The organism is Amycolatopsis sp. 2-15, assembly GCF_030285625.1.
Taxonomy (GTDB): Bacteria; Actinomycetota; Actinomycetes; order Mycobacteriales; family Pseudonocardiaceae; genus Amycolatopsis; species Amycolatopsis carbonis.
This window is the reverse complement of the sequence record NZ_CP127294.1, coordinates 7,944,601-7,969,515: the sequence shown is the minus strand read 5'-3', so window position 1 is coordinate 7,969,515 and position 24,915 is coordinate 7,944,601. Positions and strand designations below refer to the sequence as shown.

22 protein-coding genes are annotated in these 24,915 nt (G+C 72.0%); 16 read left to right on the top strand and 6 right to left on the bottom strand.

What is annotated here, in order from left to right; all coding sequences use genetic code 11:
* Nucleotides 1–27 precede the first annotated feature (27 nt).
* From QRX50_RS39455 to QRX50_RS39390, 14 genes are all read left to right on the top strand, one after another.
* A complete protein-coding gene (locus tag QRX50_RS39455; protein WP_285968167.1) occupies nt 28–819 on the top strand; it encodes a class I SAM-dependent methyltransferase in 792 nt (263 codons plus the stop codon).
* Nucleotides 820–859: 40 nt separating this feature from the next.
* Nucleotides 860–1,678: a TetR family transcriptional regulator gene (locus QRX50_RS39450; protein ID WP_285968166.1), complete on the top strand. Its 819-nt coding sequence runs from the start codon at nt 860–862 to the stop codon at nt 1,676–1,678.
* A 181-nt stretch (nt 1,679–1,859) separates the two neighbouring features.
* Nucleotides 1,860–2,315, top strand: coding sequence for a Fur family transcriptional regulator (locus QRX50_RS39445; protein WP_285968165.1), 456 nt, complete (start codon nt 1,860–1,862; stop codon nt 2,313–2,315).
* Entirely contained in the window at nt 2,308–4,542 is a 2,235-nt protein-coding gene (gene katG, locus QRX50_RS39440) for a catalase/peroxidase HPI (protein WP_285968164.1), read from the top strand. Before QRX50_RS39445 ends, katG begins: the two co-directional genes overlap by 8 nt.
* Before the next feature lie 234 nt (nt 4,543–4,776).
* The gene (locus QRX50_RS39435; RefSeq protein WP_285968163.1) at nt 4,777–5,817 is read left to right on the top strand and encodes a LacI family DNA-binding transcriptional regulator; all 1,041 of its coding nucleotides are present in this window, start codon (nt 4,777–4,779) and stop codon (nt 5,815–5,817) included.
* A gap of 145 nt (nt 5,818–5,962) precedes the next feature.
* The gene (locus tag QRX50_RS39430; protein ID WP_285968162.1) at nt 5,963–6,934 is read left to right on the top strand and encodes a carbohydrate ABC transporter permease; all 972 of its coding nucleotides are present in this window, start codon (nt 5,963–5,965) and stop codon (nt 6,932–6,934) included.
* A 3-nt stretch (nt 6,935–6,937) separates the two neighbouring features.
* Nucleotides 6,938–7,765, top strand: a complete 828-nt coding sequence (locus QRX50_RS39425) for a carbohydrate ABC transporter permease (protein ID WP_285968161.1) — start codon at nt 6,938–6,940, stop codon at nt 7,763–7,765.
* A gap of 86 nt (nt 7,766–7,851) precedes the next feature.
* Entirely contained in the window at nt 7,852–9,129 is a 1,278-nt protein-coding gene (locus QRX50_RS39420) for an ABC transporter substrate-binding protein (RefSeq protein WP_285968160.1), read from the top strand.
* Between the two features lie 39 nt (nt 9,130–9,168).
* A complete protein-coding gene (locus QRX50_RS39415) occupies nt 9,169–10,350 on the top strand; it encodes an ADP-ribosylglycohydrolase family protein (RefSeq protein WP_285968159.1) in 1,182 nt (393 codons plus the stop codon).
* Nucleotides 10,347–11,693 carry an ADP-ribosylglycohydrolase family protein gene (locus QRX50_RS39410; RefSeq protein ID WP_285968158.1) on the top strand — a complete coding sequence of 449 codons (1,347 nt, stop codon included), beginning with the start codon at nt 10,347–10,349 and terminating at the stop codon, nt 11,691–11,693. The genes QRX50_RS39415 and QRX50_RS39410 overlap by 4 nt, the downstream gene beginning before the upstream one ends.
* A complete protein-coding gene (locus tag QRX50_RS39405; protein ID WP_285968157.1) occupies nt 11,690–12,574 on the top strand; it encodes a ribokinase in 885 nt (294 codons plus the stop codon). Before QRX50_RS39410 ends, QRX50_RS39405 begins: the two co-directional genes overlap by 4 nt.
* Nucleotides 12,571–14,532, top strand: coding sequence for an SUMF1/EgtB/PvdO family nonheme iron enzyme (locus tag QRX50_RS39400; RefSeq protein ID WP_285968156.1), 1,962 nt, complete (start codon nt 12,571–12,573; stop codon nt 14,530–14,532). Before QRX50_RS39405 ends, QRX50_RS39400 begins: the two co-directional genes overlap by 4 nt.
* Nucleotides 14,529–15,737 carry a CaiB/BaiF CoA transferase family protein gene (locus QRX50_RS39395; protein WP_285968155.1) on the top strand — a complete coding sequence of 403 codons (1,209 nt, stop codon included), beginning with the start codon at nt 14,529–14,531 and terminating at the stop codon, nt 15,735–15,737. The genes QRX50_RS39400 and QRX50_RS39395 overlap by 4 nt, the downstream gene beginning before the upstream one ends.
* Nucleotides 15,734–16,576, top strand: coding sequence for an HpcH/HpaI aldolase/citrate lyase family protein (locus QRX50_RS39390; RefSeq protein WP_285968154.1), 843 nt, complete (start codon nt 15,734–15,736; stop codon nt 16,574–16,576). Before QRX50_RS39395 ends, QRX50_RS39390 begins: the two co-directional genes overlap by 4 nt.
* On the opposite strand, the gene QRX50_RS39385 is transcribed toward QRX50_RS39390, so the two are convergent.
* Nucleotides 16,573–17,943 (bottom strand): MFS transporter, encoded by a 1,371-nt coding sequence (locus QRX50_RS39385; protein WP_285968153.1) that lies wholly within the window; start codon nt 17,941–17,943, stop codon nt 16,573–16,575. The genes QRX50_RS39390 and QRX50_RS39385 overlap by 4 nt on opposite strands.
* Before the next feature lie 250 nt (nt 17,944–18,193).
* Here QRX50_RS39385 and QRX50_RS39380 point away from each other — a divergent pair, with 250 nt between their 5' ends.
* A complete protein-coding gene (locus tag QRX50_RS39380) occupies nt 18,194–18,424 on the top strand; it encodes a hypothetical protein (protein WP_285968152.1) in 231 nt (76 codons plus the stop codon).
* On the opposite strand, the gene QRX50_RS39375 is transcribed toward QRX50_RS39380, so the two are convergent.
* The 3 genes from QRX50_RS39375 to QRX50_RS39365 form a co-directional block, all read right to left on the bottom strand.
* The gene (locus QRX50_RS39375) at nt 18,421–18,831 is read right to left on the bottom strand and encodes a DUF6010 family protein (RefSeq protein ID WP_285968151.1); all 411 of its coding nucleotides are present in this window, start codon (nt 18,829–18,831) and stop codon (nt 18,421–18,423) included. The genes QRX50_RS39380 and QRX50_RS39375 overlap by 4 nt on opposite strands.
* Before the next feature lie 101 nt (nt 18,832–18,932).
* Nucleotides 18,933–19,097: a hypothetical protein gene (locus QRX50_RS39370; protein WP_285968150.1), complete on the bottom strand. Its 165-nt coding sequence runs from the start codon at nt 19,095–19,097 to the stop codon at nt 18,933–18,935.
* Between the two features lie 47 nt (nt 19,098–19,144).
* Nucleotides 19,145–21,055 carry a Na+/H+ antiporter NhaA gene (locus tag QRX50_RS39365; protein WP_285968149.1) on the bottom strand — a complete coding sequence of 637 codons (1,911 nt, stop codon included), beginning with the start codon at nt 21,053–21,055 and terminating at the stop codon, nt 19,145–19,147.
* Between the two features lie 185 nt (nt 21,056–21,240).
* Here QRX50_RS39365 and QRX50_RS39360 point away from each other — a divergent pair, with 185 nt between their 5' ends.
* Nucleotides 21,241–21,741, top strand: coding sequence for a CGNR zinc finger domain-containing protein (locus tag QRX50_RS39360; protein ID WP_285968148.1), 501 nt, complete (start codon nt 21,241–21,243; stop codon nt 21,739–21,741).
* 40 nt (nt 21,742–21,781) lie between these two features.
* On the opposite strand, the gene QRX50_RS39355 is transcribed toward QRX50_RS39360, so the two are convergent.
* Nucleotides 21,782–24,115, bottom strand: coding sequence for an ABC transporter permease (locus tag QRX50_RS39355; protein ID WP_285968147.1), 2,334 nt, complete (start codon nt 24,113–24,115; stop codon nt 21,782–21,784).
* A complete protein-coding gene (locus QRX50_RS39350; RefSeq protein ID WP_285968146.1) occupies nt 24,112–24,819 on the bottom strand; it encodes an ABC transporter ATP-binding protein in 708 nt (235 codons plus the stop codon). Before QRX50_RS39350 ends, QRX50_RS39355 begins: the two co-directional genes overlap by 4 nt.
* Nucleotides 24,820–24,915: the final 96 nt, after the last annotated feature.

Sequence of the window (24,915 nt, the reverse complement as noted above, 5' to 3'; positions counted from 1 at the left end):
GCCCGGCCGGAGGCGTAGGTTCGGGCGATGAGCGACTGGTCGTCGGGCGAGGCCTACGAGCGGTACGTCGGCCGGTGGAGCCGCCGCGTCGCCGCGGCCTTCCTCGACGGCACGGTCGTGCCGCCCGGGGCGCGCTGGCTCGACGTCGGCTGCGGCACTGGCGCGCTCACGTCGGCGGTGCTGGCCACGGCTGATCCCGCCGGCGTCCTCGGTGTCGACCAGGCGGCGCCGTTCGTCGCCCATGCCCGCCGGCTGGCCGCCGACCCGCGGGCGGCCTTCGTGGTCGCCGACGCGCAAGCCCTGCCCGTGCGCGACGCCGCGTTCGACGCCGCCGTGAGCGGGCTGGCGCTCAACTTCGTGCCCGACCCGCACCGGGCGGTCGCCGAGTGGGTCCGAGCCGTGAAGCCCGGGGGAGCGGTGACCGCGTACGTGTGGGACTACGCCGAGGGCATGGAGCTGATGCGCTGGTTCTGGGACGCCGCTGCCGAGCTTGACCCGGTGGTCGCGGACCTCGACGAAGGCCGCCGCTTTCCCTTGTGCCACCCGGATCCGCTGAGTCGACTGTGGACGGACGCGGGCCTGACCGGCGTGGTGGTGCGCGCGATCGGCGTGCGCACCGCGTTCGCCGGCTTCGACGACTACTGGCTGCCGTTCCTCGGCGGGCAGGGCCCGGCACCCGCCTACGCCGTGCGGCTGCCCGAAGAGCACCGCCGCGCTCTGCGCGACCTCCTGCGCGCCCGGCTGCCGATCGCCGCCGACGGCACGATCACCCTCACGGCGCGGGCGTGGGCCGTGCGGGGCAGCGTGCCGCACCGCTGACCCGCCGGAAATCCCGTGGACTCAAGCTATTCTCGGTTTCGTGGGCGGACGGCGGGTCGACTGGGCGGCGTTGCGGACCCCGCGGGACGAGGTTCCCGCGGAGGGCCTGCGCGAGCGCAAGAAGCGCGAGACCCGGCGCCTGCTCGTCAACACCGCCACGGAGCTCTTCCTGGCGCGCGGCTTCGACGCCGTGCGTGTTGCCGACGTCGCGCGGGCCGCTGCCGTGTCGGAGAAGACCGTCTTCAACTACTTCCCCGCCAAGGAGTCCCTCGTCCTCGGCCAGCCCGACGCGACCCTCGCCGGGCTGCGCGTCGAGCTCGGCGACCCGGCCCGCACGCCCGTCGAAGCCGTGCTGCGCATCCTCGCCGGCGAGCTGGCCGCGGTCACGGGCTGGCTGGAGGACCAGCGCGACCGCCGCGCCGCGGGGGCGGGGTTGCGCCGCTACGGTGAGCTGATCCGCTCCACGCCGACGCTGGCCGCCTACCAGCGCGACCTGTTCGACGAGCTCGCCGACGGCGCCGCGCGGCTGCTGGCCGCGCGCGCGGGCCTGGCCACCGCCGACCCGGAGCCGCAGCTCGCCGCGACCGCGCTCGCCGGACTGTGGCGCGTGCAGTTCGCCAGCCTCGCCAAGCACGTGGACGCGGGCCGCACCCCGGCCCGGATCCGCGGCGCCGTGACCACCGACGTGCTCCGCGCCGCCCGGCTGCTGGAGTCGGGCCTGGGCAGCTTCGCGCGCACCCGGCGTCCGGCGGTGAAGGACACCGCACCCCAGACCACAGGAGTGAAAAACGCGGCCGTGAAAAGCCCGGTGGGTACGAAACCGGCACGGACTTCGCGCCGCCCGAGCACCGGTACCTGAACGTCCGGAGTGGCCGCCGACGGCGGAAACCTCCGCCCGCACTCGGGGTTCGCGCGAAGTTTCCGTGACTGTAAGTTTACGGCGGCCCCGCAGCGTGTGACGGTGGGAGCGGGTCATCCGGCAGGCTCACGACGGCGGGTCATTCTTGATTGATTCCAGAAGCTGCGGCACACTGCCAGGCGTGCCAACGACTTCGGACTTCGAGCGCATGCTACGCGGAGCGGCTCTGCGGGTGACGCGTCCTCGGATGGCGGTGCTGTCCGCGGTGCACGATCATCCCCACGCCGACACCGCGTCGCTCATCGGTGCCGTGCGCGCCGATCTCGGCGAGGTGTCCCACCAGGCCGTCTACGACGTCCTCAACGCCCTGACCTCCGCGGGTCTCGTGCGGCGGATCGAGCCCGAGGGCTCGGTCGCGCGGTACGAGGCACGGGTGGGCGACAACCACCACCACGTCGTCTGCCGGTCGTGCGGTGCGATCGCCGATGTCGACTGCGCGGTCGGTGCCGCGCCCTGCCTGACCGCGTCGGACGACCACGGTTTCGTCATCGACGAAGCCGAGGTCATCTACTGGGGCCTGTGCCCCGACTGCAACACCGTTACCCACACTGATTCCCGGAAGGATTCCCGTGTCTGACACCCCCAACGCCGAAGTCGGCGAGATGAACGTGGAGAGCGCGGGCGGGTGCCCCGTCCACACGGGGCGCTTCGCGCACCCCACCGAGGGCGGCAGCAACCGTGACTGGTGGCCCAACCAGCTCAACCTCTCGATCCTCCGGAAGCATTCCGCCGTGGCCAACCCCATGGACGAGGACTTCGACTACGCCAAGGAGTTCCAGACCGTCGATCTCGACGAGCTGGCGCGCGACGTCGACGCGGTCCTGACCACCTCGCAGGACTGGTGGCCCGCGGACTTCGGCCACTACGGCGGCTTCATGATCCGCATGGCGTGGCACAGCGCCGGCACCTACCGCATCGAAGACGGCCGCGGCGGCGCGGGCGCCGGCATGCAGCGCTTCGCGCCGCTGAACAGCTGGCCGGACAACGGCAACCTGGACAAGGCCCGCCGTCTGCTGTGGCCGGTGAAGAAGAAGTACGGCAAGAAGATCTCGTGGGCCGACCTGATGATCTTCACGGGCAACCGCGCCCTGGAGACCATGGGCTTCAAGACTTTCGGCTTCGCCGGTGGCCGCGCCGACGTGTACGAGCCCGACCAGGACGTGTACTGGGGCCCGGAGCGCACCTGGCTGGGCGACGAGCGCTACACCGGTGACCGCGAGCTCGAGGCGCCGCTGGCCGCCGTGCAGATGGGCCTGATCTACGTCAACCCCGAGGGCCCGAACGGGAACCCGGACCCGGTGGCCTCGGGCCGCGACATCCGCGAGACGTTCCGCCGCATGGCGATGAACGACGAGGAGACCGTCGCCCTGATCGCCGGTGGCCACACCTTCGGCAAGACCCACGGTGCCGCCGACGCCGACGAGTTCGTCAGCGCCGAGCCCGAGGGCGCGCCGCTCGAGGAGCAGGGCCTGGGCTGGCGCAACAGCTTCGGCTCCGGCAAGGGCCGAGACGCGATCACCAGCGGCATCGAGGTCACCTGGACCCCGACTCCGACCAAGTGGAGCAACTGGTTCTTCCACAACCTGTTCACCTACGAGTGGGAGCTGGAAACCGGCCCCGGTGGTGCGAACCAGTGGAAGCCGGCGAACAACGCGGCCGCGAACACCGTGCCGGACCCCGAGACCGGTGAGCTCAACCGTGCGCCGGGCATGCTGACCGCGGACCTCGCGCTGCGCTTCGACCCGATCTACGAGCCGATCTCGCGCCGCTTCTACGAGAACCCGCAGGAGTTCGCGGACACCTTCGCCCGCGCCTGGTACAAGCTGACCCACCGTGACATGGGCCCGGTCCAGCGCTACCTCGGCGCGCTGGTCCCGGACGAGGCCCTCATCTGGCAGGACCGCGTGCCGGCCGTGGACCACGAGCTGGTCACCGACGCCGACGTCGCGGACCTCAAGGCCAAGCTGCTCGACTCGGGCCTCACGACGGCTCAGCTCGTGTCCACCGCGTGGGCGTCGGCCTCGACGTTCCGCATCGGTGACAAGCGCGGTGGCGCCAACGGTGCGCGACTGCGCCTCGAGCCGCAGCGCGGCTGGGAGGTCAACAACCCCGACGAGCTGGCGCAGGTGCTGACCACGCTCGAGGGCGTGCAGGAGGCCTTCAACGCAGCCCAGTCGGGCGGCAAGAAGATCTCCCTGGCCGACCTGATCGTGCTGGGTGGCGCCGCGGGTGTCGAGAAGGCCGCGAAGGACGCGGGCGTCACCATCACGGTGCCGTTCACCCCGGGCCGCACCGACGCGACGGCGGAGCAGACCGACGCCGAGTCGTTCGTGCCGCTCGAGCCGAAGGCCGACGGCTTCCGCAACTACCGCGGCAAGGGCAACCGCCTGCCGAGCGAGTACCTGCTCATCGACCGCGCCAACCTGCTCGACCTGAGCGCGCCCGAGATGACCGTGCTCGTGGGTGGCCTGCGCGTGCTGGACGCCAACTACCAGGGGTCGAAGCAGGGCGTGTTCACCTCGACGCCGGGCGCGCTGACCAACGACTTCTTCGCCAACCTGCTCGACATGGACGTGGAGTGGAAGACGGTGTCGGAGGACGGCGAGGCCTTCGAGGGCCGCGACCGCGCCACCGGCGAGGTCAAGTGGACCGGCAGCCGAGTCGACCTGCTCTTCGGGTCGAACTCGGAGCTGCGGGCCGTGGCCGAGGTCTACGCCGCGGACGACGCGAAGGAGAAGTTCGTGAAGGACTTCGTCGCCGCGTGGGACAAGGTCATGATGCTGGACCGCTACGACCTGGTCTGAGCGTGACGTGATATCCGGGCCGGGCCCGGGCTGAGAGGGGCGGGGACCTGCGGGTCTCCGCCCCTCTCTCATACCCGGATCACGATGTGGTGTACCGCTGGTTGACACGGTGGCTCCGAGGGGTGCACTATCGTGATTAATCCCGTTGGAAACGTTTCCAACACAGGGATCGCGATCTTGGAAACGTTTCCAAATCGCGACCCGACACAGACCACTACCGAGGTTTGAGCGACGATGACGTCAACACGGGCCACGCTGATCCAGGTGGCCGAGCGCGCCGGGGTGTCCCTGGCCTCGACCTCCCGTGCGCTGCACGGGGTGGGTGCGAGCAAGGCGATGGTCGAGCGTGTCCGGGCCGCCGCCGAGGAGCTCGGGTACAGCGCCGACGCGATCGGCCGGTCGCTGCGGATGAAGAAGACGTTCCAGGTCGCGTTCGCGGTGGCGGACATCGGCAACCCGGTCTACGTGGAGATGATGCGGGCGATCCACGAGGTGCTGGCGCCCCACGGCTACCGCGTGGTCGTCATGTCGACAGGGGACACCTCCGACTCGACTATCGAGCTGGTGCGCAGCCTGGGCAGCGGCTTCGTGGACGGCATGATCGTGAGCCCGCTGCGTACCGACGACGGCCTGATCACCGAGATCCAGCAGGCCCCGGTGCCCGTTGTGGTGATCGGGCGCGCGATGGACGACCGCGGCATCAGCTCCGTGTCCACCGACTCGGCGGGCGGGATCGGCGAGGCGGTGCGCCACCTGCACGCCATCGGCCGCCGCCGCATCGGTTTCCTCAACGGTCCCGTCGACACCACACCGGGTGCTTCGCGCCAGCGTGGTTTCGACGCCGCGGTCAACGCCGGCGACCTCACGGCCGAGCGCATCGAGCGCGAGACCGCCGAGGACTTCACCGTCGGCGCCGGCCTCGAGGCCGCCCGCCGGATCCTGGCGCGCGGGCCCGAGGGCGCACCGCGGCTGGACGCCCTCGTCGCGGCCAACGACCTGCTCGCCATCGGCGCCATCCGCGCCGTGCGCGAGCTGGGCCTGTCCGTGCCCGAGGACGTCGCCGTGACCGGCATGGACGACACCGAGATCGGCCGCGTCTTCCAGCCCAGCCTCACCAGCGTGTCCCTCGGCTCGACCGAGCGCGGGCGCGCCGCTGCCCGGCTGATGCTGCAGCTCGCCGACGACCCCGACCAGCCGGCCCAGCAGGTGTCGGTGGGCGCGGAGCTCGTGGTGCGCGAATCCACCACCACGGCCACCGAACGGGGTGAGCGATGACAGTGCGGCTTGTGAACATGCGAAAACGCCCGGCCGACGGCGGGTGCTCAGCGGGCGAACGGCCCTCACGGCCGGCGCCCGAGCCAACCGACCCGAGCGTGCCCACCGTGCCCACGGTGATCACCGGGACCGAGCGAGGTGACCGATGACGACCCCGTCCCTGACCGAGCCGAAGCGCCGTACCGCGCAGCCCCCGGCTCCGCGCCCCAACAAGCGCGTGAAGCCGATGGCGCGCACACGCCGGCGCGAGGCGATCGCGCTGGTGCTGCCGTCGCTGATCCCGATCCTGGTGCTGAGCGTGGCTCCGCTCGTGGTCGGCGTGTTCCTCGCGTTCACCAACGCCCGGCTCGTGCGCCACCCCGACTACAGCTTCGCCGGCCTCGACAACTTCGCGCGCCTCGGCGGCAACGCGTTGTTCTGGGACTCGCTGCGGATCGGCATGATCTGGACCGTCGGCGTGACGCTGCTGCAGCTCGCGGCGGCGATGGGCCTGGCACTGCTGCTCAACTCGGGCCTGAAACTGCAGGGGCTGACCCGGGTGCTCGCGCTCGTGCCGTGGGCGATGCCGCCCGTGGTCGTCGCGATCATGTGGCAGATGATCTACTCCGCGAACGGCGGGCCGCTCAACGCGTTCCTCGGCGCGGTGGGGCTGCCGAGCGACATCAACTGGCTCGGCGACTTCTCCACGGCGCTGCCGGCGGTGATCGTCGTCGGCGTGTGGGTCGGGATGCCGCAGACCACGGTGACGCTCCTGGCTGGGCTGCAGCAGATCCCCGGCGAGCTGCTGGAGGCCGCGGCGGTCGACGGCGCGGGCGCGTGGCGGAAGTTCACGGCCGTGACGTGGCCGGCGATGCGCCCGATCGTCACGTCGATCACCTCGCTCAACTTCATCTGGAACTTCAACTCGTTCTCGCTGGTCTACGTGCTCACCGCCGGTGGGCCGGGCGGCAAGACGATGGTCCCGGTGCTGTTCATCTACCTGGAAGCCTTCAAGAACCGCGAGATCGGCTACGCCGCGGCGATGGGACTCGTCGTCGTGATCGTGGTGGTGCTGATCCTCGCCGTGTACCTGCGGTCGCAGTTCCGCACCGAAGACCGCGCGGAAAAGGGGCGCTGAGCCATGCGCTTGCTCGTTCGTCCGGCCCAGTACGTGGCCCTGGCGCTGTACATCCTGTTCCTCGGGTTCCCCCTGCTGTGGCTGATGTCGGCCTCGGTGAAGTCCTCGGGTGAGCTCAACTCGCTCACGGTCAACCTGCTGCCGCAGGAGTGGCACTGGGAGAACTACACCGAAGCCCTGACGCGCCAAGGACTTCTGCACTCGGCGTGGAACAGCCTGCTCGTGGCGCTGGCCTCGACCGTGCTGTCGATCATCATCTCCGTGCCGGCGTCCTACGTGCTGGCCCGGCTCAAGGGCAAGGTCCGCGCCGCCGGCGTCGGCTGGATCCTGGTGAGCCAGGTCTTCCCGGTGGTGCTGATCATCCTGCCGCTGTTCCTGATCCTGCGGACGCTCGGGCTGGCCGACAACCTCGTCGGGCTCACGCTCGTGCACACCACGTACATGCTGCCGTTCGCGTTGTGGATGCTGCAGGGGTACGTGGCCGCGATCCCCACGGAGCTCGAAGAAGCGGGCGCGATGGACGGTGCGAGCCGGTTCACCGTGCTGCGCACGATCGTCTTTCCGCTGCTGGCCCCCGGCGTGGTCGCGACGGCGATGTTCAGCTTCGTGTCGTCGTGGAACGAATTCTTCTTCGCGCTGGTGCTGCTGCAGTCGCCGGAGAACTACACCCTGCCCATCACCTTGAACACGTTCGTGGGCGGCGAGGGCAGAACCGCCCTCGGGCCGCTCGCCGCCGGGGCCGTGCTCGCCGCGATCCCCAGCATCGTCTTCTTCAGCATCCTGCGGAAGAAGCTCACCGGCGGGCTCATGGCCGGGGCGGTGAAGGGATGATCCCGCACGGTCCCAGCTCCGAAACGCCCGGCTCCGAGACTCCCAACCCCTTGAACCCCCAACAGAAATCCCCGAAAGGTCGGTCGATGAAGACACGACGCCTGCTGGCCGCGGCCAGCCTGATGGCCACCGCCCTGCTCGTCGCCGCGTGCGGCGGCGGCAGTGGTGACGCGAGTGGTCCCGTCACCCTCACGTTCCAGTCCCTGTCCGACCAGCCGGCCGCGATCGCCCAGACGCAGAAGATCGTCGGCGCCTGGAACACCGCGCACCCCGAGGTGCAGGTCAAGATCGTGCAGGCCGGCTGGGACAGCGTCTACGACAAGCTGATCACCCAGTTCAACGCCGGTACCGCACCGGACATCGTGCACTACGAGGCGGCGGGCATCGAGCCGTTCGCGGAGGACGACTACCTCGCCGACCTCACGCCGTACCTGTCGCAAGCCAAGCGCGCCGACTTCCAGAAGGGCGTGCTGGACTCGGTGACGTTCGGCGGCAAGGTCGTCGCGTTCCCGACCGAGGTCCAGTCCTATGTGGTCTTCGCGAACAAGAAGCTGCTGCAACAGGCCGGCGTCGCCGTGCCGACCGGCAAGACCATGACGTGGGACCAGCTGCGCCAGATCTCCAAGGCCACGACCAAGGGCTCCACCTACGGTCTGGGCTGGGGCCTGTCGAGCCCGACGGCGGCGTTCGTCGCGCTGGCCCCCGGCTTCGGCGGCAAGTACTTCCAGGGCACCGGTGACCAGGCGAACCTGACGGTGGGCGAGGGCGAGACGGCGCTGCCGAAGCTCGTCGACGAGATGGCGTACCAGGACCACTCGATCCTGCCGGTCACGCTCACGCAGTCGGGTTCGAAGGCGCTCGCGCCGTTCTACGCGGGCCAGACCGCGATGACCGTGCAGGGTTCCTACCAGGCGGCCAACATCGCGAAGGACGCGCCGAAGGGCTTCGACTGGGTCGTGCTGCCGCCGCTGGCCGGCCCCGCCGGTCCCGCGCAGGCCGCGAGCCCGCAGACGCTGTCGGTGAACAAGGACTCGGCGCACGTCAAGGAAGCCGCCGAGTTCATCGACTACTTCACCAACACCGACAACCTGGCGGCCATGAACGAGGCCGACGCGCTGATCCCGCCCACGAACTCCGCGCGCCAGGCGCTGGCCACGAAGCTCGCCGGCAAGACCGGCTGGGACCAGATCCTCTCCTCGGGCCAGTACATCACCTCCGCGCCGTACCTGTTCGCGAGCAAGTACCCGCAGTGGAAGGACACCATCGCCACCCCGGCGTACCAGCAGTTCCTGGCCCAGAAGATCGACGCCAACGGCTTGACGACCCAGCTGCAGAACGGCTGGAAGAGCGTCACCACCAACTGACCTCAACCACAACACTGAGTGGGACTGGAGCGGATTCTCTTGACCTGGCTGGAAGACCGGGCGGTCGCGGTGATCACCGGCTCGGCCGTGGGCGACGCCCTCGGCGGTGCTGTCGAAGGGTGGACCCCCGAGCAGATCGAAGAACGCCACGGCGGCCGTGTGACCGGCATCGTCGGGCCCTGGTACCCGAACTGGCGCGACGCGCGTCCCATCGCGCCGTACCACAAGGGCGACGGGCACATCACCGACGACACCCTCATGACGCAAGCGCTCGTGGAGGTGTACGCGAAGCGCCGCGACCACCTCGACGCGTTCGCGGTGGCCGAGGACCTCGTGCCGCTGATGATCGGCGAGCCGCGGTGGGTGCCGGAGCTCGAATCCGCGGCACTGCTGCTGCAACGCGTGTTCCTGGCGGAGAAGTGGATCGTCGCGCGGCTGCACTACGGACACGTCGACCCGCGTGAAGCGGGCGTGGGCAACGTCGTCAACTGCGGTGCGGCGATGTACATCGCGCCCGTCGGCGTGGTCAACGCGGGTGATCCCCGCGCCGCCTACGCCGAGGCGATCGACCTCACCGGCGCGCACCAGGCGAGTTACGGGCGCGAGGCGGCCGGCGTGCTGGCGGCCATGGTCGCGGCCGCGGCCGCCCCGGGCGCAACCCTCGACGACGTCACGGCGGCGGCGCTGGACCTCGCGCACGACGGCACCGCGGAAGCGCTTCGCGCGGTCGTGGCCGCCTTCGGTTCGACGGCCGCAGCGCCGAAGACCGACGACGAGGAACGCGCGCTGGCCCGTCGAGTGCGGGAAGTCGTGGCGCCGTTCGACTCGGTCGGCCCGGAGTACCGGCAGATGTCGATGGACGCGCGGCGCCCGTCGCGTACCAAGTCCATCGAGGAGCTGCCCGCGGCGCTGGCCTTCGTGCTCGCACACCGCGGCGACTTCCGCGGCGCCGTGCTCGCGGCCGTGAACTACGGCCGAGACGCGGACTCGATCGCCGCCATGGCCGGGGCGATCTGCGCGGCGCTCCGCGGCGCCGACGTGGTGCCCGCGGAGTGGCTCGATCCGATCAGCGAGGCCAGCAAGATGGACATCGTGGCGACCGGCCGGGTGCTGGCGTCGGCCGCGGCGGACATCATGCGGGCCGACCGCGAGCGGGCGCAGGCCCGGGTCAAGGCGCTCGACGGGACCCTCTCGGCACTCGTTTCGCCAGGTGTGCGGTGAGGCTGACCTGGGCCCAGCCCGAGGACCTGCTCGCGCACGAGCTCGTGCAGTCCTCTGTGGAGGGCCGTGACACCGCGGACGTGCGGAAACGCTGGGTGGCGGCGGGCGGCGACCCCGTTCCCGCCGTGAGCGGCGCCGGGCCGAACCCGGCGCCGCCCGCCCTGCGGGCGCTGGCGCGCACACTGCTCGGCGAGCTCGCCGCGGTCCCGGCCTCGCCGGCGCCCGACGAGCCGGACGAGTGGGAAGCGATCCTCGCCACGCTGCCGGCCGCGCCGGACCTGCCCCTGGGCCTGCGCGACGGGCGGGTGCTCGGCGCGTGGACCGGGCGGGCCGCCGGGTGCCTGCTGGGCAAGCCGGTGGAGAAGATCCCGCGCGAGGGCATCGAGGAGATCCTGCGCGCCACGGGCCGGTGGCCGCTCGAGAAGTGGTTCACCGCCGTCGGGCTGCCCGCCGACGTCGCCGCGCGCTGGCCGTGGAACAAGCGCTCGGCGCCGACGTCGCTCGAGGAGAACATCCACGGCATGCCCGAGGACGACGACCTCAATTACCCGATGCTGGCGCTCACCCTGCTCGAGACGCGCGGGCGCGGCTTCACCACCGAGGACGTCGCCCAGCTGTGGCTCGACAACCTCCCGGCCGGGCGCGTGTTCACGGCCGAGCGGGCGGCCTACCGCAACATCCTCGACGCCCGCCCGGTGCCCGAGACCGCGACGCACCTCAACCCGTTCCGCGAGTGGATCGGCGCGCTGATCCGCACGGACGTCTTCGGCTGGGTCTCCCCGGGCGACCTGCGCACGGCCGCGCACCTGGCGTGGACCGACGCCCGCCTGAGCCACACCCGCAACGGCGTCTACGGCGCCATGTGGGCGGCGGCCCTGGCGTCGGCGGCGATGGTGTGCGACACCGTGGATGAGGTGCTCGACGCCGCGTTCACGGTCATCCCGCCGGGCAGCCGGTTGGCGGAGGCGGTGCGGCTCGGTCGCGCGGCCGCGTCTTCGGGCGACATCCGCATCGGCCTCGACCGCCTCCACGCCGCCTACGGTGAGCTGCACTGGGTCCACGTGCTCGGCAACGCGGCCGTGATCGCCTACGCGCTGGCCAAGGGCGCCGGCGAGTTCGGCCCGAGCGTCTCCATCGCCGTCACGGCGGGCTGGGACACCGACTCCGCCGCGGCGACGGTCGGCGGCGTGGTCGGCGCTTTGCGCGGCGTGGCCGGGATCGGCGACCAGTGGGTCAAGCCCCTGGACGGCCGCATCGCGACGTCATTGCCGGGCGGCGAACAGAAGATCACCGACCTGGCGGCCCGGACGATCGCGCTGGCGCCCGCGGAGCGTGGGGCGTGACCGGGACGGTGGTCGTGGTCGGGTCGGCGAACGTCGACCTGGTCGTCGACGCGCCGCGCCCGCCACGGGCCGGGGAGACGATCCTCGGCGGGCGGCTGCGGCGCAGCCCCGGCGGCAAGGGCGCGAACCAGGCGGTGGGTGCCGCCCTGGCCGGGGGAGCGCACACGACGTTCGTGGGCGCCCTCGGCGAGGACGAAGCCGGGGACCTGATCCTGCTGTCGCTGGGTGGCGCCGGCGTGCGGACCGACCTCGTCGCACGGACGAAAGCGGCAACGGGCACGGCGTTCATCACCGTGTCGCCGGACGGCGAGAACGCGATTGTCGTCGCGCCCGGTGCCAACGAGCGCGTGCGGATCGGCGAGGTGGAAGCCGCGCGGATCGCGGCGGCCGACGTGGTGCTGGCGCAGCTGGAGATCCCGCTCGCGGTGGTGCGCGCCGCCGCGGCCGCGCGCAAGCCGGGTGCGCTGTTGGTGCTCAACGCCGCGCCGTCGCGGGAGCTGCCGGGTGATTTCTGGGCCGCGCTCGACGTGCTCGTGGTCAACGAGCACGAAGCCGCCGACCTCGGCGGTACCGAGGAGCTGCTCGAACGTGTGCCCGCCGTGGTGGTCACCCTCGGCGGCGACGGTTGCCTCGTGGCCGAGCGTGGCCAGGAACCCGTGACCGTGCCCGGGATCCGGGTGGACACTGTGGACACCACCGGCGCCGGCGACACCTTCTGCGGTGTGCTCGCCGCGGGTCTCGCTCAAGGCCGATCGCTCGCCGAAGCCGCGCGGGTCGCGTGCGTGGCCGGCGCGCTCGCCGTTACGCGGCCCGGTGCGCAGGCCGCCGTTCCCACCGCTGAAGAGGTCGCGGCTTTCGCGGCCGGAGAAAAGGTGCGATGACCGCCCCGTTCGACCCCCTCGTGCCGCGTCCGATCGACCGGCCGGCGGACGTTCCGCTCACCCCGCTCACCGACGAGCAGCTCGTCGCCCTCGACGAGGCCAAGATCTTCGCCGCACCCGCGGACCCGGCCGACCGGCCGGCGTGGCGGGAAAACCTGCGGCGCTGGCGCGAGGATTCCCGCCGCCGCCACGGCTACACCGGTGAGGCCTACGAGCGTCCCGGCGCCGCGTGGGCCGCCCGCTGCCACACCGTGGCGCAGGTCTGGCTGTGGGACGAGCTGCTGTACTCCTTCGCCGAGCACAAGTTCACGCCCGAGGTGTTCCTCGCCGACGCCCGCGAGCGCTTCGGCGGCCTCGACGCCGTCGTGCTGTGGCACGCCTACCCCGTGATCGGGCTCGACGACCGCAACCAGTGGGACTACTACCGCGACGTCCCCGGCCTGGCCGAGCTCGTCAAGGCGCTGCACGACGCCGGCCTGCACGTGTTCGTGGACTACAACCCGTGGGACGTCGGCACCCGCCGCGGCGCCGACGACCTCAGCGAGCTGGCCGCCCTCGTCGAGGACTTCGAGGCCGACGGTGTTTTCCTCGACACGCTCAAGAAAGCCGAACCGGGTTTCGTCGAACGGCTCGAAGCCGCGCGGCCCGGGATCGTGCTGGAGGGCGAGTCGAAGCTGCCGGTCGAGCGCATCGCCGACCACACGGCGTCGTGGGCCCAGTTCTTCGCCGACTCGCCCGTGCCCGGTGTGCTGCGCGCGCACTGGTACGAGCGGCGCCACATGCAGCACCACGTGCGCCGCTGGCACCGCGACCACTCCGAGGAACTGCAGTCGGCGTGGCTCAACGGCGTCGGCGTGATGGTGTGGGAAGTCGTGTTCGGCGTGTGGGTCGGCTGGTCGGCCCGCGACGCCGCGACCGTGCGGCGCATGGTGACCGTGCAGCGCGCGGCCGGTGACCTGCTGCTGGGCGGCGAGTGGACCCCGCTCGCCGAGCTGACCGACGGGGCCGAGGCCGCCGGCGTCTACGCGTCCAGCTGGGAGCTCGACGGGGTGACACTGTGGACACTCGTCAACCGCGGCGACACGGACTACACCGGCGAGGTACTGCCCGCCGGCCCCGGAAAGGTCCTCGACCTGCTCGGCGGTGTGCCCGCTCGTGGCATCGGCGCGGTGCTGCACCTCGCCGACGGCACTCCCGAACCCGCGTGGCTTCCGGAGCTGGCTGACGCGTTGACGTCCGCGCCGCACGACGCCCACTCCCGGTTCCCGCACCGGATCGCGCAACGAGTGAGTCCACAAAGGACTAATGGCACGCCTGCCGCCGATGCCGTCACGGTGCCGGCCGGGCCGTACGTGCTGACCGTGCGCTACCAGGCCCGCGAAACCGGGATGTACCAGGGCGCGCCCTACGTCGACGAGTGGAAACCCCTCCCGCCGCGGCTGCACGACGCCCGCACCCTCCAGCGTGACGGCTCGCTCGCGACCTCGGTCGCGGTGGCGGCCACTGAGGTCACCAACGCGCAGTTCGCCGAGTTCCTCACCGCCACCGGCTACCGGCCCGCCTGTGCACACCGATTCCTCGCGCACTGGATCGACGGTGTGCCAGGGAATCCGGACGAGCCCGTGACCTTTGTGGACCTCGACGACGCCCGCGCCTACTGTGCGTGGCGCGGCGGCCGGCTGCCCACCGAGGACGAGTGGCAGCTGGTGGGGGAGACCGGCGGCCTGCGCCGCGGCGCGCCGGCCGTGTGGAACTGGACCGAGAGCGAGCACTCCGACGGGCGGACGCGGTTCGTGATGCTCAAAGGCGGCAGTGACTACCGGGCCGAGGGCTCCGAGTGGTACGTCGAGGGCGGCCGCCACGCCCCGGACGTCAGTGTGAAGCTGCTGCTGCCCGGGCTGGGCCTCGCGCGCGCCGCGACGGTCGGGTTCCGCTGCGCTTGGGAGGTGACGGCATGACGACTTCGCGGGATTCCGCCGGTGGCGCGCTGGCCGGGTTGCGGGTGGTGGACGCGTCCACGCTCTTCGCCGGGCCGATGGCCGCGATGCACCTGGGTGACATGGGCGCCGAGGTGATCAAGGTCGAGCACCCGCGCCGGCCCGACCCGTCGCGCACGCACGGCGTCGCCAAAGACGGGGTGAACCTGTGGTGGAAAACGCTCGGGCGCAACAAGCGCACCATCACCGCGGACCTCGGCAGCGAAGGCGGGCGTGAGGTGTTCCTGGCGTTGGCCGCCGAGGCCGACGTGGTGATCGAGAACTTCCGCCCCGGCACCCTCGAACGCTGGCGCCTCGGCTACGACGAGCTTTCGGCCCGCAACCCGCAGCTCGTGCTCGCTCGCGTCACCGGGTTCGGCCAGTTCGGCCCGTACCGCTCGCGCCCCGGCTTCGGCACCCTCGCCGAGGCGATGAGCGGGTTCGCCGCCACCACGGGCGAGCCGGACGGCCCGCCGACGCTCCCGCCGTTCGGCCTCGCCGACGGCGTCGCGTCCCTGGCCACCGCCTACGCGATCATGGTCGCGCTTGCGGCCCGCGCCACGAGCGGGCGCGGGCAGGTCGTGGACACCGCGATCATCGAGCCGATCCTCGCGATGCTCGGCCCGCAGATCACGCGGTGGGACCAGCTTCGGACCGTGCAGCCGCGCACGGGCAACCGGTCCATCAACAACGCGCCGCGCAACACCTACCGCACCGCCGACGGCCAGTGGGTCGCCGTGTCCACCTCGGCGCAGTCGGTGGCCGAGCGCGTGGTGCGGCTCGTCGGCCGGCCCGACCTGGCCGACCAGCCGTGGTTCGCCCGCGGCGCCGACCGGGCCCAGCACGCCGACGAGCTCGACGAAGCCGTCGGCGGCTGGATCGCCCAGCGCAGCCGCGCGGAGGTCGTCGCCGCGTTCGAGGAGGCGCAGGCCGCGGTCGCCCCCATCTACGACGCCGCCGACATCGTCGCCGACCCCCAGTTCCGCGCCCTCGGCACCATCCACGAGATCGACGACCCCGAGCTCGGCCCGATCCTCATGCAGGGCCCGCTCTTCCGCCTCTCCGGCAACGACGGCGTCATCGGCTTCACCGGCCGCCCCCACGGCGCCGACACCGACACCGTGCTGAAGGAACTGGGCTTCTCGGCGGAACGCATCGCCGAACTTCGCGAAGGGGGTGCGGTATGAGCACCACTCCGCCGTTGACCTTCCTCTACGCCCCGGCCGACCGGCCCGATCGGGTGCAGAAGGCGCTGGCGTCGGAGGCCGACGTGGTGCTCGTGGACCTCGAGGACGCCGTGGCGCCGGCGCACAAGGGGGAGGCGCGCGGGAACGTCGTGCGGATGCTGGCGGATCTGCCCGAGGGGCGCCGGGTGCAGGTGCGCGTGAATCACCCCAGCACGCCGTGGCACGAGGCGGACGTCGCGGCGCTGGCCGGGCTGCCGGTGGCGGTCGGGGTGCGGATGCCGAAGGTGGAGGCGGCCGAGGAGGTGCTGGCGTTCGCGGCGGCGTTGCCGGGGCGGGAGCTGCACCCGTTGATCGAGTCGGCGCTGGGGGTGGAGCGGGCGTTGCAGATCGCGACCGCGTCGCCGCGGGTGGCGTCGATCGGGCTGGGTGAGGCGGATCTGCGGTCGGACCTGGGGGTGGACGACGAAGCCGGGCTGACGTGGGCGCGCAGTCGCGTGATCGTGGCGGCGCGGGCCGCGCGGCTCGCGCCGCCGGCGATGTCGGCTTACACCAACGTGCGCGACCTCGCCGGGCTGGCGGCGTCGTGCCGGGCCGGGCGGGCGCTCGGGTTCCGCGGGCGCACGGCGATCCACCCGGCCCAGCTCGCCACGATCCGAGCCGCGTTCCTGCCGAGCGCGGAGGAGGTGGCGCGGGCCAGCGAGGTCGTCGCGCGCGTCGCCGACGCCACGGCGGCCGGGGTCGGGGCGATCGCACTGGCCGACGGGACGTTCCTCGACGTCGCGATGGTCGAGCGCGCTCGCACCGTGCTGGCCCTGGCGAACGCGGACCCCGTGTCTTAACCCGCCGTGGCCGGACGCGGGTCGGCTTGCGGAACCGGGACTTCCGCGGGCCGGCTCACGCGGCTCAGCACGGCGACCGTGCCGCTGGCGAGCAGGAACACGGCCGCCATCACGAGGAACACCACCCGCGCACCGGCGCCCGCGCCGAGGGCGGCCCCGACGAGCAGGGGGCCGACGATGCCGCCGGCGCGCCCGATGCCGAGCGCCCAGCCGACACCCGTCGAGCGGACCCGCGGCGGGTAGAGCACCGCGGCGAGGGCGATCACGCTCATCTGGCCACCGGTCACGCACGTGCCGGCGAGGAAGGCGGCCGCGAGCAGCAGTCCGCTCGAGCCGGTGAGCGCGAAACCCAGCACGGCGATGAGGGCCGAGCCGATCAGGTAAACGGTGCCGAGCGTGACGAACGCACCGCGCTTGTCCATGGCCGGGCCGATGACCAGCGCCGCGGCGATGCCGCCGACGGTGACGAGCGCGGTGGCCGTGACCGCCGTCGACGTCGGGTGACCGAGGCGGAGCAGCACCGTCGGCAGCCAGCTGAGCACGGCGTAGAACACCCCGAGGTTCAGGGCGAACGCGAGCCACAGCAGCAGGGTGGCCGCGAGGCGGTGCCGGCCCAGGACGTCGCGCCGGGTGGCTTTCGCGGCCGCCGGCTCGTCGCGGACGAAGGTGGTGTGGGGGCTGAGGTCGGGGACGAGGCGGCGCAGCGTCGCGTGGAGTTCGGCGTGCTCACCGCGCTGGAGGAGGTGCACAGGGGACCGGGGCAGCCAGACCGCGAGCACGACCGACACCGCGAGGGGCAGCACTCCGCCGATGAGGAAGATCGAGCGCCAGCCCCAAGCCGGGATGAGGACGCCGGACAGCAGGCTCGCCGCGACGAATCCCAGCGCCAGCCAGCAGTAGCTGAACATCACGAACGTCGAGCGCCGGCGGGCGGGTGCGAACTCGCTGGCGAGCGCGACGGCACTCGGGATCGCTCCGCCGAGCCCCACCCCCGTGAAGAAGCGGAACACGATCAGCTGCGTCTCGTCCGTCGCGAACACGCACAGCAGCGTGAAGACGCCGAACAGTGCGACCGACAGCGCGATCAGTCGCCGATGCTCGATCCGCGCCGCCAGCGGTGCCAGCAGCAGGTACCCCACCATCAGCCCGACGATCGACGCGGAGAACAGCGGCCCCAGCGCCGCGACCGGCAGGTGCCACTCCTTCGCCACGACCGGGGCGACGAAGCTGATCGCCTGCGTGTCGAGGCCGTCGAGGAACATGACCGAGCCGGTCAGCGCGAGCAGCAGCACGTGGAACCGGCCGACCCGCCGGTCGCCGATGAGTGTCTCGAGCCGCACCGCGGCGGGCGGAACTCCTGCGGACATGGTCGTCTCCCTTTCCGGCGGGTGTCCGGTTCGCGTGACCGGTTCGGGGAAACGTAAACGCGAGATAAGTTACAGTCAAGGGCTGTAACTAAACTGGTTCGGCCGAGTTTTCGCAGGTGCGGCCGGTGCCCGGCCGTGCAGCGTTTCCGGCAAGATCGTCGGCGGGCGTGGGGATGCCGCGACCACGGACACGTCGGCAGGCCGTCCGAAGTGGCCTATTCTGGACGAGGGAGATCCACGAGGAGGGGCCATGACCGACGAAGAGCTCGTCGTCGAGTTCGCGCTGCGGCGCCTGGACAACCCCGACCTCGAGCTGGAGGAGGTTGCGGCGCTGGTCGTCCGGCGGCTGGGGCCCGACCGCATGCTGGAGTTCGCGTCGCAGAACCTCGCCACGCGCGGTGAGCTGCGCGCGGCGGTCTTCCCCTCAGCCGTCGAGCACGTGCTCCGCGTCGTGCTCACCCTGCGTGGCCGCAGCGACTAGCCGTCCACCGCGGCCGGGGTCTTCCGGCGCAGCCACGCCCACGGACTGCGCCCGCCCGCGAACGCCCACAGCGCGATCACCGGGTCCGTCAGCGCGCACCCGAACGACGAGTCCGCCGCGAACGGCAGGATCGGCGCGCCCTTGAGGTGGTGGACGACGTCCCACGCCGTGTGCAGCAGCCAGCCGATCCCGATGAACGTCCACGAGTCCAGTCCGCGGAAGGCGGCCAGCGTCATCACGGCGCAGAACACCAGCTCCCACACCCCCAGCTCGCCGCCCGAGAGATAGGCGGCGCCCGCGCCGGCGACCATGAGGGCGTTGAATTTCCGGCGATGCGGCTCGGGGATCAGGGACGAGAGCAGCACGTACACCAGGCCGATCGCGATCGGCAGCAGCACTTCGGTCATGGCCGTCACGCTAGGAAACCCGAGGCGTGCCCACTACCGGCCTGGATGCCAGACAGCAGCGGATTCCCGCCAACCGGGAATCCGCTGCTGCGTACCGGAACTCAGCGCGACTTCGGCGCCGCGTGCCGGCGTCGTGGCCAGATCGGCAGCCGGGCGCCTTGCCGGGTGACGTAGATGCCCGGGACGAGGCCGAGGGCCGGGCTCAGTGCGCCGGTGGTGTCGATCTCGGCCGGGACGGTGGTCTTGGTGGTGGTGTGAGCAGACATGACTTCCTCCGGGTGTCCCGAGTGGACAGGTCTCTTGTGGACGGTGCTCAGGCCGCGGTGGCCTCGATCGCCGCCGCGGGGCCGAAAGCGGCCACGCGGGTGCGGGCGCCGGTGATCACGGTGGTGAGGGTCGCGAGGTCCTGCGGGCCGTCGTGGCGCCGGTCGTTGACGAAGAACGTCGGGGTCCCGGCCACACCGCTGAGGTCGGCCGACTCGACGTCACGCTCGACGTGACCGGCGAACCTGCGGCGCAGCAGGTCCTCACGGAACCGGTCGACGTCGAGGCCCAGCTGCTCGGCGTACCCGACGAGGGCGTCGAAGTGCAGGTCGGTCTGGTTGCCCAGCAGCAGGTCGTGCATCGGCCAGAACGCGCCCTGCGCGCCCGCCGCCTCGGCGGCCTCGGCCGCCAGCTGCGCGTGGGGGTGGATGTCGTGCAGCGGCAGGTGGCGCCACACGTAGCGGATGTCGCTGTTCTCGGCCAGCAGCTCGCGCGCGGTCGGCGCGGCCATGCCGGTCCAGGGGCACTCGAAGTCGCCGTACTCGACCACGGTCACCGCGGCGTCCTCCGGCCCGCGCACGTGGTCGCGGCTCAGATCGACCGGAGCGATGAGGTCGGTCAGCAGGGGAGCGTCGCCGAGCAGTGCGCGAGTCCGCACCTCTTCCGGCAGCTCGGCCGTGATCTTCTGCACGAGGAAGGTCAGCAGCGCCGCACCCGCCGCCGCGGCGAGGACACCCAGCTTCGCCTCCTCCAACTCCCGCCCGGTGAAGGCGAGGTCGGCGATCAGCAACGACACGGTGAACCCGACGCCCGCCATCGCGCCGCCGCTCAGCACGCCGGCCCAGCCGACCTGCGGCTGCAGCGCGCCGCCGGTCAACCGGGTGAGCAGCCACGAGGAGCCGAACACCGCGACCGGCTTGCCCAGCACGTAGGCGAGGAAGATCCCGACGGTGATCGGCGCGGTCACCGCGCTCGCCAGCACCTCGGTGTTCACGGTGATGCCGGCGTTGGCCAGCGCGAACAGCGGGACGACGACGTAGCTCGTCACGCGGTGGAAGGCGTGGCGCAGCCGGGCGTTGGCCGAGAGTGTGGCGCTCAGCCGCTTGCTCGCCGAGCTGGCCGCCTCCGCGGTGGGCTGCTCGCGGAACAGGCGCACCAGCTGGGTCGTCTCCTCCAGTGAATCGCGCTTCGGCACGTACGCCGAGGTCGCGAGCCCCACCGCCAGACCGGCCACGACCGGGTCGATCCCGCTGGTCAGCAGCGCGCCCCACACCGTGAGCGCCAGTGCGGTGAACACCGGCTTGCGGTAGCGGTAGTCGAGCCGGCGGCTCGCCAGCACCCCGGCGTAGGCGACGGCGGCGATCCCGACCGCCATGAGGTCCACGTGGCCGCTGTACGCCAGCGCGATGACCACCAGGGCCACGATGTCGTCGACCACGAACACGGTGAGCACGAACGTGCGGATCCGCTCGGGCGCACCCTGCCCGACCACGGTGAACACGCCCAGCGCCAGCGCGGTGTCGGTCGACATCGCCGCGCCCCAGCCGTGCGCGCCGGGCCCGCCGCCGTTGAGCGCCAGGTATATCAGCACCGGCACCGCCATGCCGGCCAGCCCGGCGACGGCGGGCAGGATCAGGCGGCGGCGCTCGCGCAGGTCGCCGAGGTCGAACTCGCGCCGCGCCTCCAGCCCCACCACCAGGAAGAACAGTGTCATCAGGCCGCTGTTGACCCAGTCGCGCACCGGCAGCGCGGCGCTCAGCGGCCCGATCCGCACGCTCAGCACCCAGTTCCACACGGCGTCGTACGTGCCCGGCGCCAGGTTCGCCCAGGCCAGGGCCACCACAATCGCCGCGGCGAGGATCCCGGCGCTGCCGGACTCGGTCCGCAGGAACGTCCGCAGCGGGCTCGACGACGGCCCGGACATCGACATCCGGCCCATCGACATCTCGGACGTGGGCATCCGGGACTGACTCATCTCCGACATCGACATGGCTTCGCTGGTCTGCGGGTGCCTCGGCGTCACGTTCATGTCTAACCCTTAAAGTCGCTGGTGATAGTTAGAACTGAAACATGGTAGAACTAACCTGTCAATAGGGAATTTGAAGGTTAGGTCGATCGGAGGGCTGACCGGTGGAGACAACAGCAGTGGCGACAGACGAGGCGCTGGTCCTCGATCTGCTGAACACCACGGCACTCGTCGACGGGGCACCGCACGACGACCTGGCCGACGCGGACGACGCCCTGCGCTGGCTGTCCGCCCACGGCCAGCCGGCGACGGAGGGGGAGTGGCGCACCCTGCTCGACCTGCGCGCGACCCTGCAGGACGTGGTGCGCGGCGACGCGGAACCGTCGTCGGTCGGGCGTTTCGTCGAGGGCGTCGGCTACCTCGCGACCCTCGGTGCGGACGGCATCGGCTGGACCCTCGACGCCCCCGCGGGCCACGCCGCCGCGGCACGCGCGGTCCTCACCTGGGACGGCCTGCGCGAGTCCGGCCGCCTGCGCCCCTGCGCCAACCCGGAGTGCCGCCTGTTCCTCATCGACCACAGCAAGGCCAACACCGCCCGCTGGTGCTCGATGGCCACGTGCGGCAACCGCCTCAAGGCGCGCCGGCACTACCGCCGCACCCGGCAGTCCGAAGTGGACTGAAGCGGGCCCCCTCCCCGGCGACAGGGCCCGCTCCAGGGCTTCATTCGTTGTGCAGCACCGTCGCGATCGGCAGCCGAGCCGCGCGTGCGGCGGGGATGAGCGCGCCCAGCACGGCGATGACCACCCCGGCCAGCCCGAGCGCCACGAGCATCGGCGCGCGGTAGACGTCGATCACGAACCCGAACACGTCCGACTGGGCAGCGCGCAGCATGGCCGGCCCGACCAGCCGGTGCACGAAGAAGCCGAGCGGCAGCCCGAGCAGCCCGCCGGCCACGCCCAGTGCCCCCATCGAGGTGATCATCATGACCGTCACCTGGCGCGGCGTCATTCCGATCGCCTTGAGCATTCCCAGGTCGCGGCGGCGTTCGTGCACGTTGAGCACCACGGTGTTGAACACCCCGAGCGCCGAGACGATCGCGAGCACCAGCGTCAGGACCGACGCGCTGCTGACCAGGAGCACGGCCTGCGAAGACGTGCCGTCACGCGGGGGAACGAGCTCCAGCCCGGGGTCGCGGGCGTGCACCGCGCTCGCGAGCGCCGGACGGTCGGCGCCGGGCGCCAGCTGCACGTCGTAGGTCTCCGCACGGGTGTCCGGCGCGAGGACGTCGAGGGTCGACCAGTCGGCGTAGATCGCCTGGTCGTTGTTGGTCAGCGTGACCCCGACGAGCGTGAGCTGCGTGCGATTCCCGCCCAGCTCCACCGTGATCGTGTCGCCGAGGGCGAGCCCGCGCTGGTTGAGGAACCGGGACGGCGCGGCCGCCTCCCCGGCGCGCGCCGCCCACCGGCCGTCGAGGATCTCCGGCCCCAGCGCTGCCGAGTCCCCGCGGGAGAAGGTGACCGAGGGGTTCTCCTGGCTGCCGAGCAGGTGCACGGTGCGCTCGGCCGAGGCGGTGACCCGGGTGGAACCGGGCAGCGAACGCAGCATCGCCTCGTCGGCGGAGTCGCCGAGCGCCGGAGCCGGACGCGGACCGGGCAGCCCGGCCGGAATGGTGAGCCCGTCGGGCAAGCCGGCGAGGAACTCGACGCGGTCGGGGTGGGCGGGGCGCATCGCGTTGTTGTACGCGTTCACCGACAGCGTGACGCCGATCGACAGCGTCACCGTCATGACGCCGAGCACGATCGCCGCCAGCGTCAGCGCGCTGCGCGCCGGGCGGGCGAACGGGACGCCCAGGCCGAGGCTGACCGACCGCGGCAGCCGGGTGCCCGCGAGCCGGCGCTGGACGGCGAGCGCGCGCCCGAACCGGGGTCCGCTGCCCGCGCTGATCGCCGCGGTCGCCGGCAGCCGGCGGGCCCGCAGCGCGGAAACCAGCGCGGCCGGCACGACGACCAGCGGCAAGCCCACCAGTGCGACGACGTCGACCCACGCGTCGATTCCGACGCCGCCCGCGCCGAACGCGCTGAACGCGTCCGTGAGCACCGGCTTGGCGACGAGATTGCCGCCGATCGTCCCGACGACGCAGCCGAGAGCGGCGGGGACGAGCACCATCACCAGGTACACGGCCAGCACCTGGTTCGGCGTGAACCCGAGCGACTTGAGCACCCCGATGTCGCGGAACCCGGACACCACCGCGCCGCTCACCACGTTGGCGACGATCAGCACAGCCACCGCGAGCCCGAGGATCCCGAACGGGACCAGGAACGGCACGTACGGGCCGACGTCGGAGTTGAGCCGTTCCTCGACGGTCAGGTAGGACTGCTCGCCGAGCACGGACCTCGCCGGCAACCCTGTCGTGACCGCGGCCTGGCCCGCGTCGACCTCCGCCGCCGTGGCGGCGTGGGTGAAGCGGTAGAGCACCTGCGCGGTGGTGGGCCGCAGCGCCGTCAGCTGCGCCGGCGTCACCCATGCGTCGGCGGACGCGCTCACCGAATACGCGAACCCGACGACGGTGAGCACGGGCTTGCCCGGGATCTCGATCCGCGAACCGACGGGAACCAGGTCGCCGGAGCCGCGCGGGAAGTTCAGCACGATCTCCCCGGGCGCCGTCGCCCACCGGCCCGCCCACACGTCCAGCCGGTCGACGGCGCCTTCGGGGTCCGCGCGCCCGACCGTGGTCAGGCTGCCCGCCCGCGCCGCGACGCTCTTCGCCGTGTCCAGCGTGACCTGCCCGAACGGCCCGGTCGACGCCTCGACGCCCGGCCGGGTGGAGGTGGTGGCGAGCTGCTCGCCCGACACCCGCGTGGTGTCGTAGGCGACGACGAGGTGCGCGCCGTTCTGCTCCGCGTGCGCGCGTTGGAACGGCCCCGACGCCGACACCAGCAGCCCGAGCGCGAGCACGATCGTGCCCGTCGACACCGCGACCACGACGCTGATCACGGCCGTCTGCACCCGCCGGCGCCGCACCGCGGCGCGCGCGACCCGCCACACGGCGCTCACGAGCTGCGCTCCAGACCCGAGGTCGCGGCGATCCGGCCGTCGACGACCTGGACCACGCGCGTGGCGCACTGCTTCGCGAGCCGCTCGTCGTGCGTGACGAGCAGCAGCGTCTGCCCGATCTGGTTGAGGTCGAGCAGCAGGTCCATCACCTGCTCGCCGGAGCGGCTGTCCAGCGCACCGGTGGGTTCGTCGGCCAGCAGCAGCGCGGGCCGGTTCATCAGCGCCCGGGCCACGGCCACGCGCTGGCGTTCGCCGCCGCTGAGCTGCGCGGGGTGGATGTTGCGCCGTCCAGCGATGCCGAGCTCGTCGAGCAGCTCCAGCGCCCGGGCTCGGGCCTGCGCGGCCGAAGTGCCGGTCAGCTGCGCGGCGAGGGCGACGTTGTCGAGCGCCGGGAGGTCGTCGAGCAGGTTGAAGAACTGGAAGATCATGCCGATGCGCCGGCGGCGGAACAGTGCGAGCCCCGTCTCGCCGAGCTTGCCGAGGTCTTCGCCGTTGACCACGACGGACCCGGACGTCGGCCGGTCCAGCCCGGCAACCATGTTGAGCAGCGTCGACTTCCCGCTGCCCGACGGCCCCATCACCGCGACCGCCTCGCCGGCGCGGATCCCCAGCGAGACCCCGTCCAGGGCCACCGAGTCGCTGTACTCCTTGCGCACGGCGGTCAGCTGCACCACCGGGTTCGCTCTGCTCTCGTCACTGGTCACAGCACACAATCCTGAAGCAGCCGCGTCGTCGGGACATCAGTCCGGGGAGGTAACCACCGGACCTCGTCATCCTGGGGATGTAGGCACCGGGTTGAT

Excerpts from the sequence above, each read along its gene's own strand:
- QRX50_RS39390 (WP_285968154.1), top strand. The coding sequence starts at position 15,734 with ATGAGCACCACTCCGCCGTTGACCTTCCTCTACGCCCCGGCCGACCGG.
- QRX50_RS39365 (WP_285968149.1), bottom strand. The coding sequence starts at position 21,055 with ATGCCCACGTCCGAGATGTCGATGGGCCGGATGTCGATGTCCGGGCCG.
- QRX50_RS39380 (WP_285968152.1), top strand. The coding sequence starts at position 18,194 with ATGACCGACGAAGAGCTCGTCGTCGAGTTCGCGCTGCGGCGCCTGGAC.
- QRX50_RS39385 (WP_285968153.1), bottom strand. The coding sequence starts at position 17,943 with ATGTCCGCAGGAGTTCCGCCCGCCGCGGTGCGGCTCGAGACACTCATC.
- QRX50_RS39375 (WP_285968151.1), bottom strand. The coding sequence starts at position 18,831 with ATGACCGAAGTGCTGCTGCCGATCGCGATCGGCCTGGTGTACGTGCTG.
- QRX50_RS39420 (WP_285968160.1), top strand. The coding sequence starts at position 7,852 with ATGAAGACACGACGCCTGCTGGCCGCGGCCAGCCTGATGGCCACCGCC.
- QRX50_RS39435 (WP_285968163.1), top strand. The coding sequence starts at position 4,777 with ATGACGTCAACACGGGCCACGCTGATCCAGGTGGCCGAGCGCGCCGGG.
- QRX50_RS39430 (WP_285968162.1), top strand. The coding sequence starts at position 5,963 with ATGACGACCCCGTCCCTGACCGAGCCGAAGCGCCGTACCGCGCAGCCC.
- QRX50_RS39400 (WP_285968156.1), top strand. The coding sequence starts at position 12,571 with ATGACCGCCCCGTTCGACCCCCTCGTGCCGCGTCCGATCGACCGGCCG.
- QRX50_RS39395 (WP_285968155.1), top strand. The coding sequence starts at position 14,529 with ATGACGACTTCGCGGGATTCCGCCGGTGGCGCGCTGGCCGGGTTGCGG.
- QRX50_RS39370 (WP_285968150.1), bottom strand. The coding sequence starts at position 19,097 with ATGTCTGCTCACACCACCACCAAGACCACCGTCCCGGCCGAGATCGAC.
- QRX50_RS39425 (WP_285968161.1), top strand. The coding sequence starts at position 6,938 with ATGCGCTTGCTCGTTCGTCCGGCCCAGTACGTGGCCCTGGCGCTGTAC.
- QRX50_RS39455 (WP_285968167.1), top strand. The coding sequence starts at position 28 with ATGAGCGACTGGTCGTCGGGCGAGGCCTACGAGCGGTACGTCGGCCGG.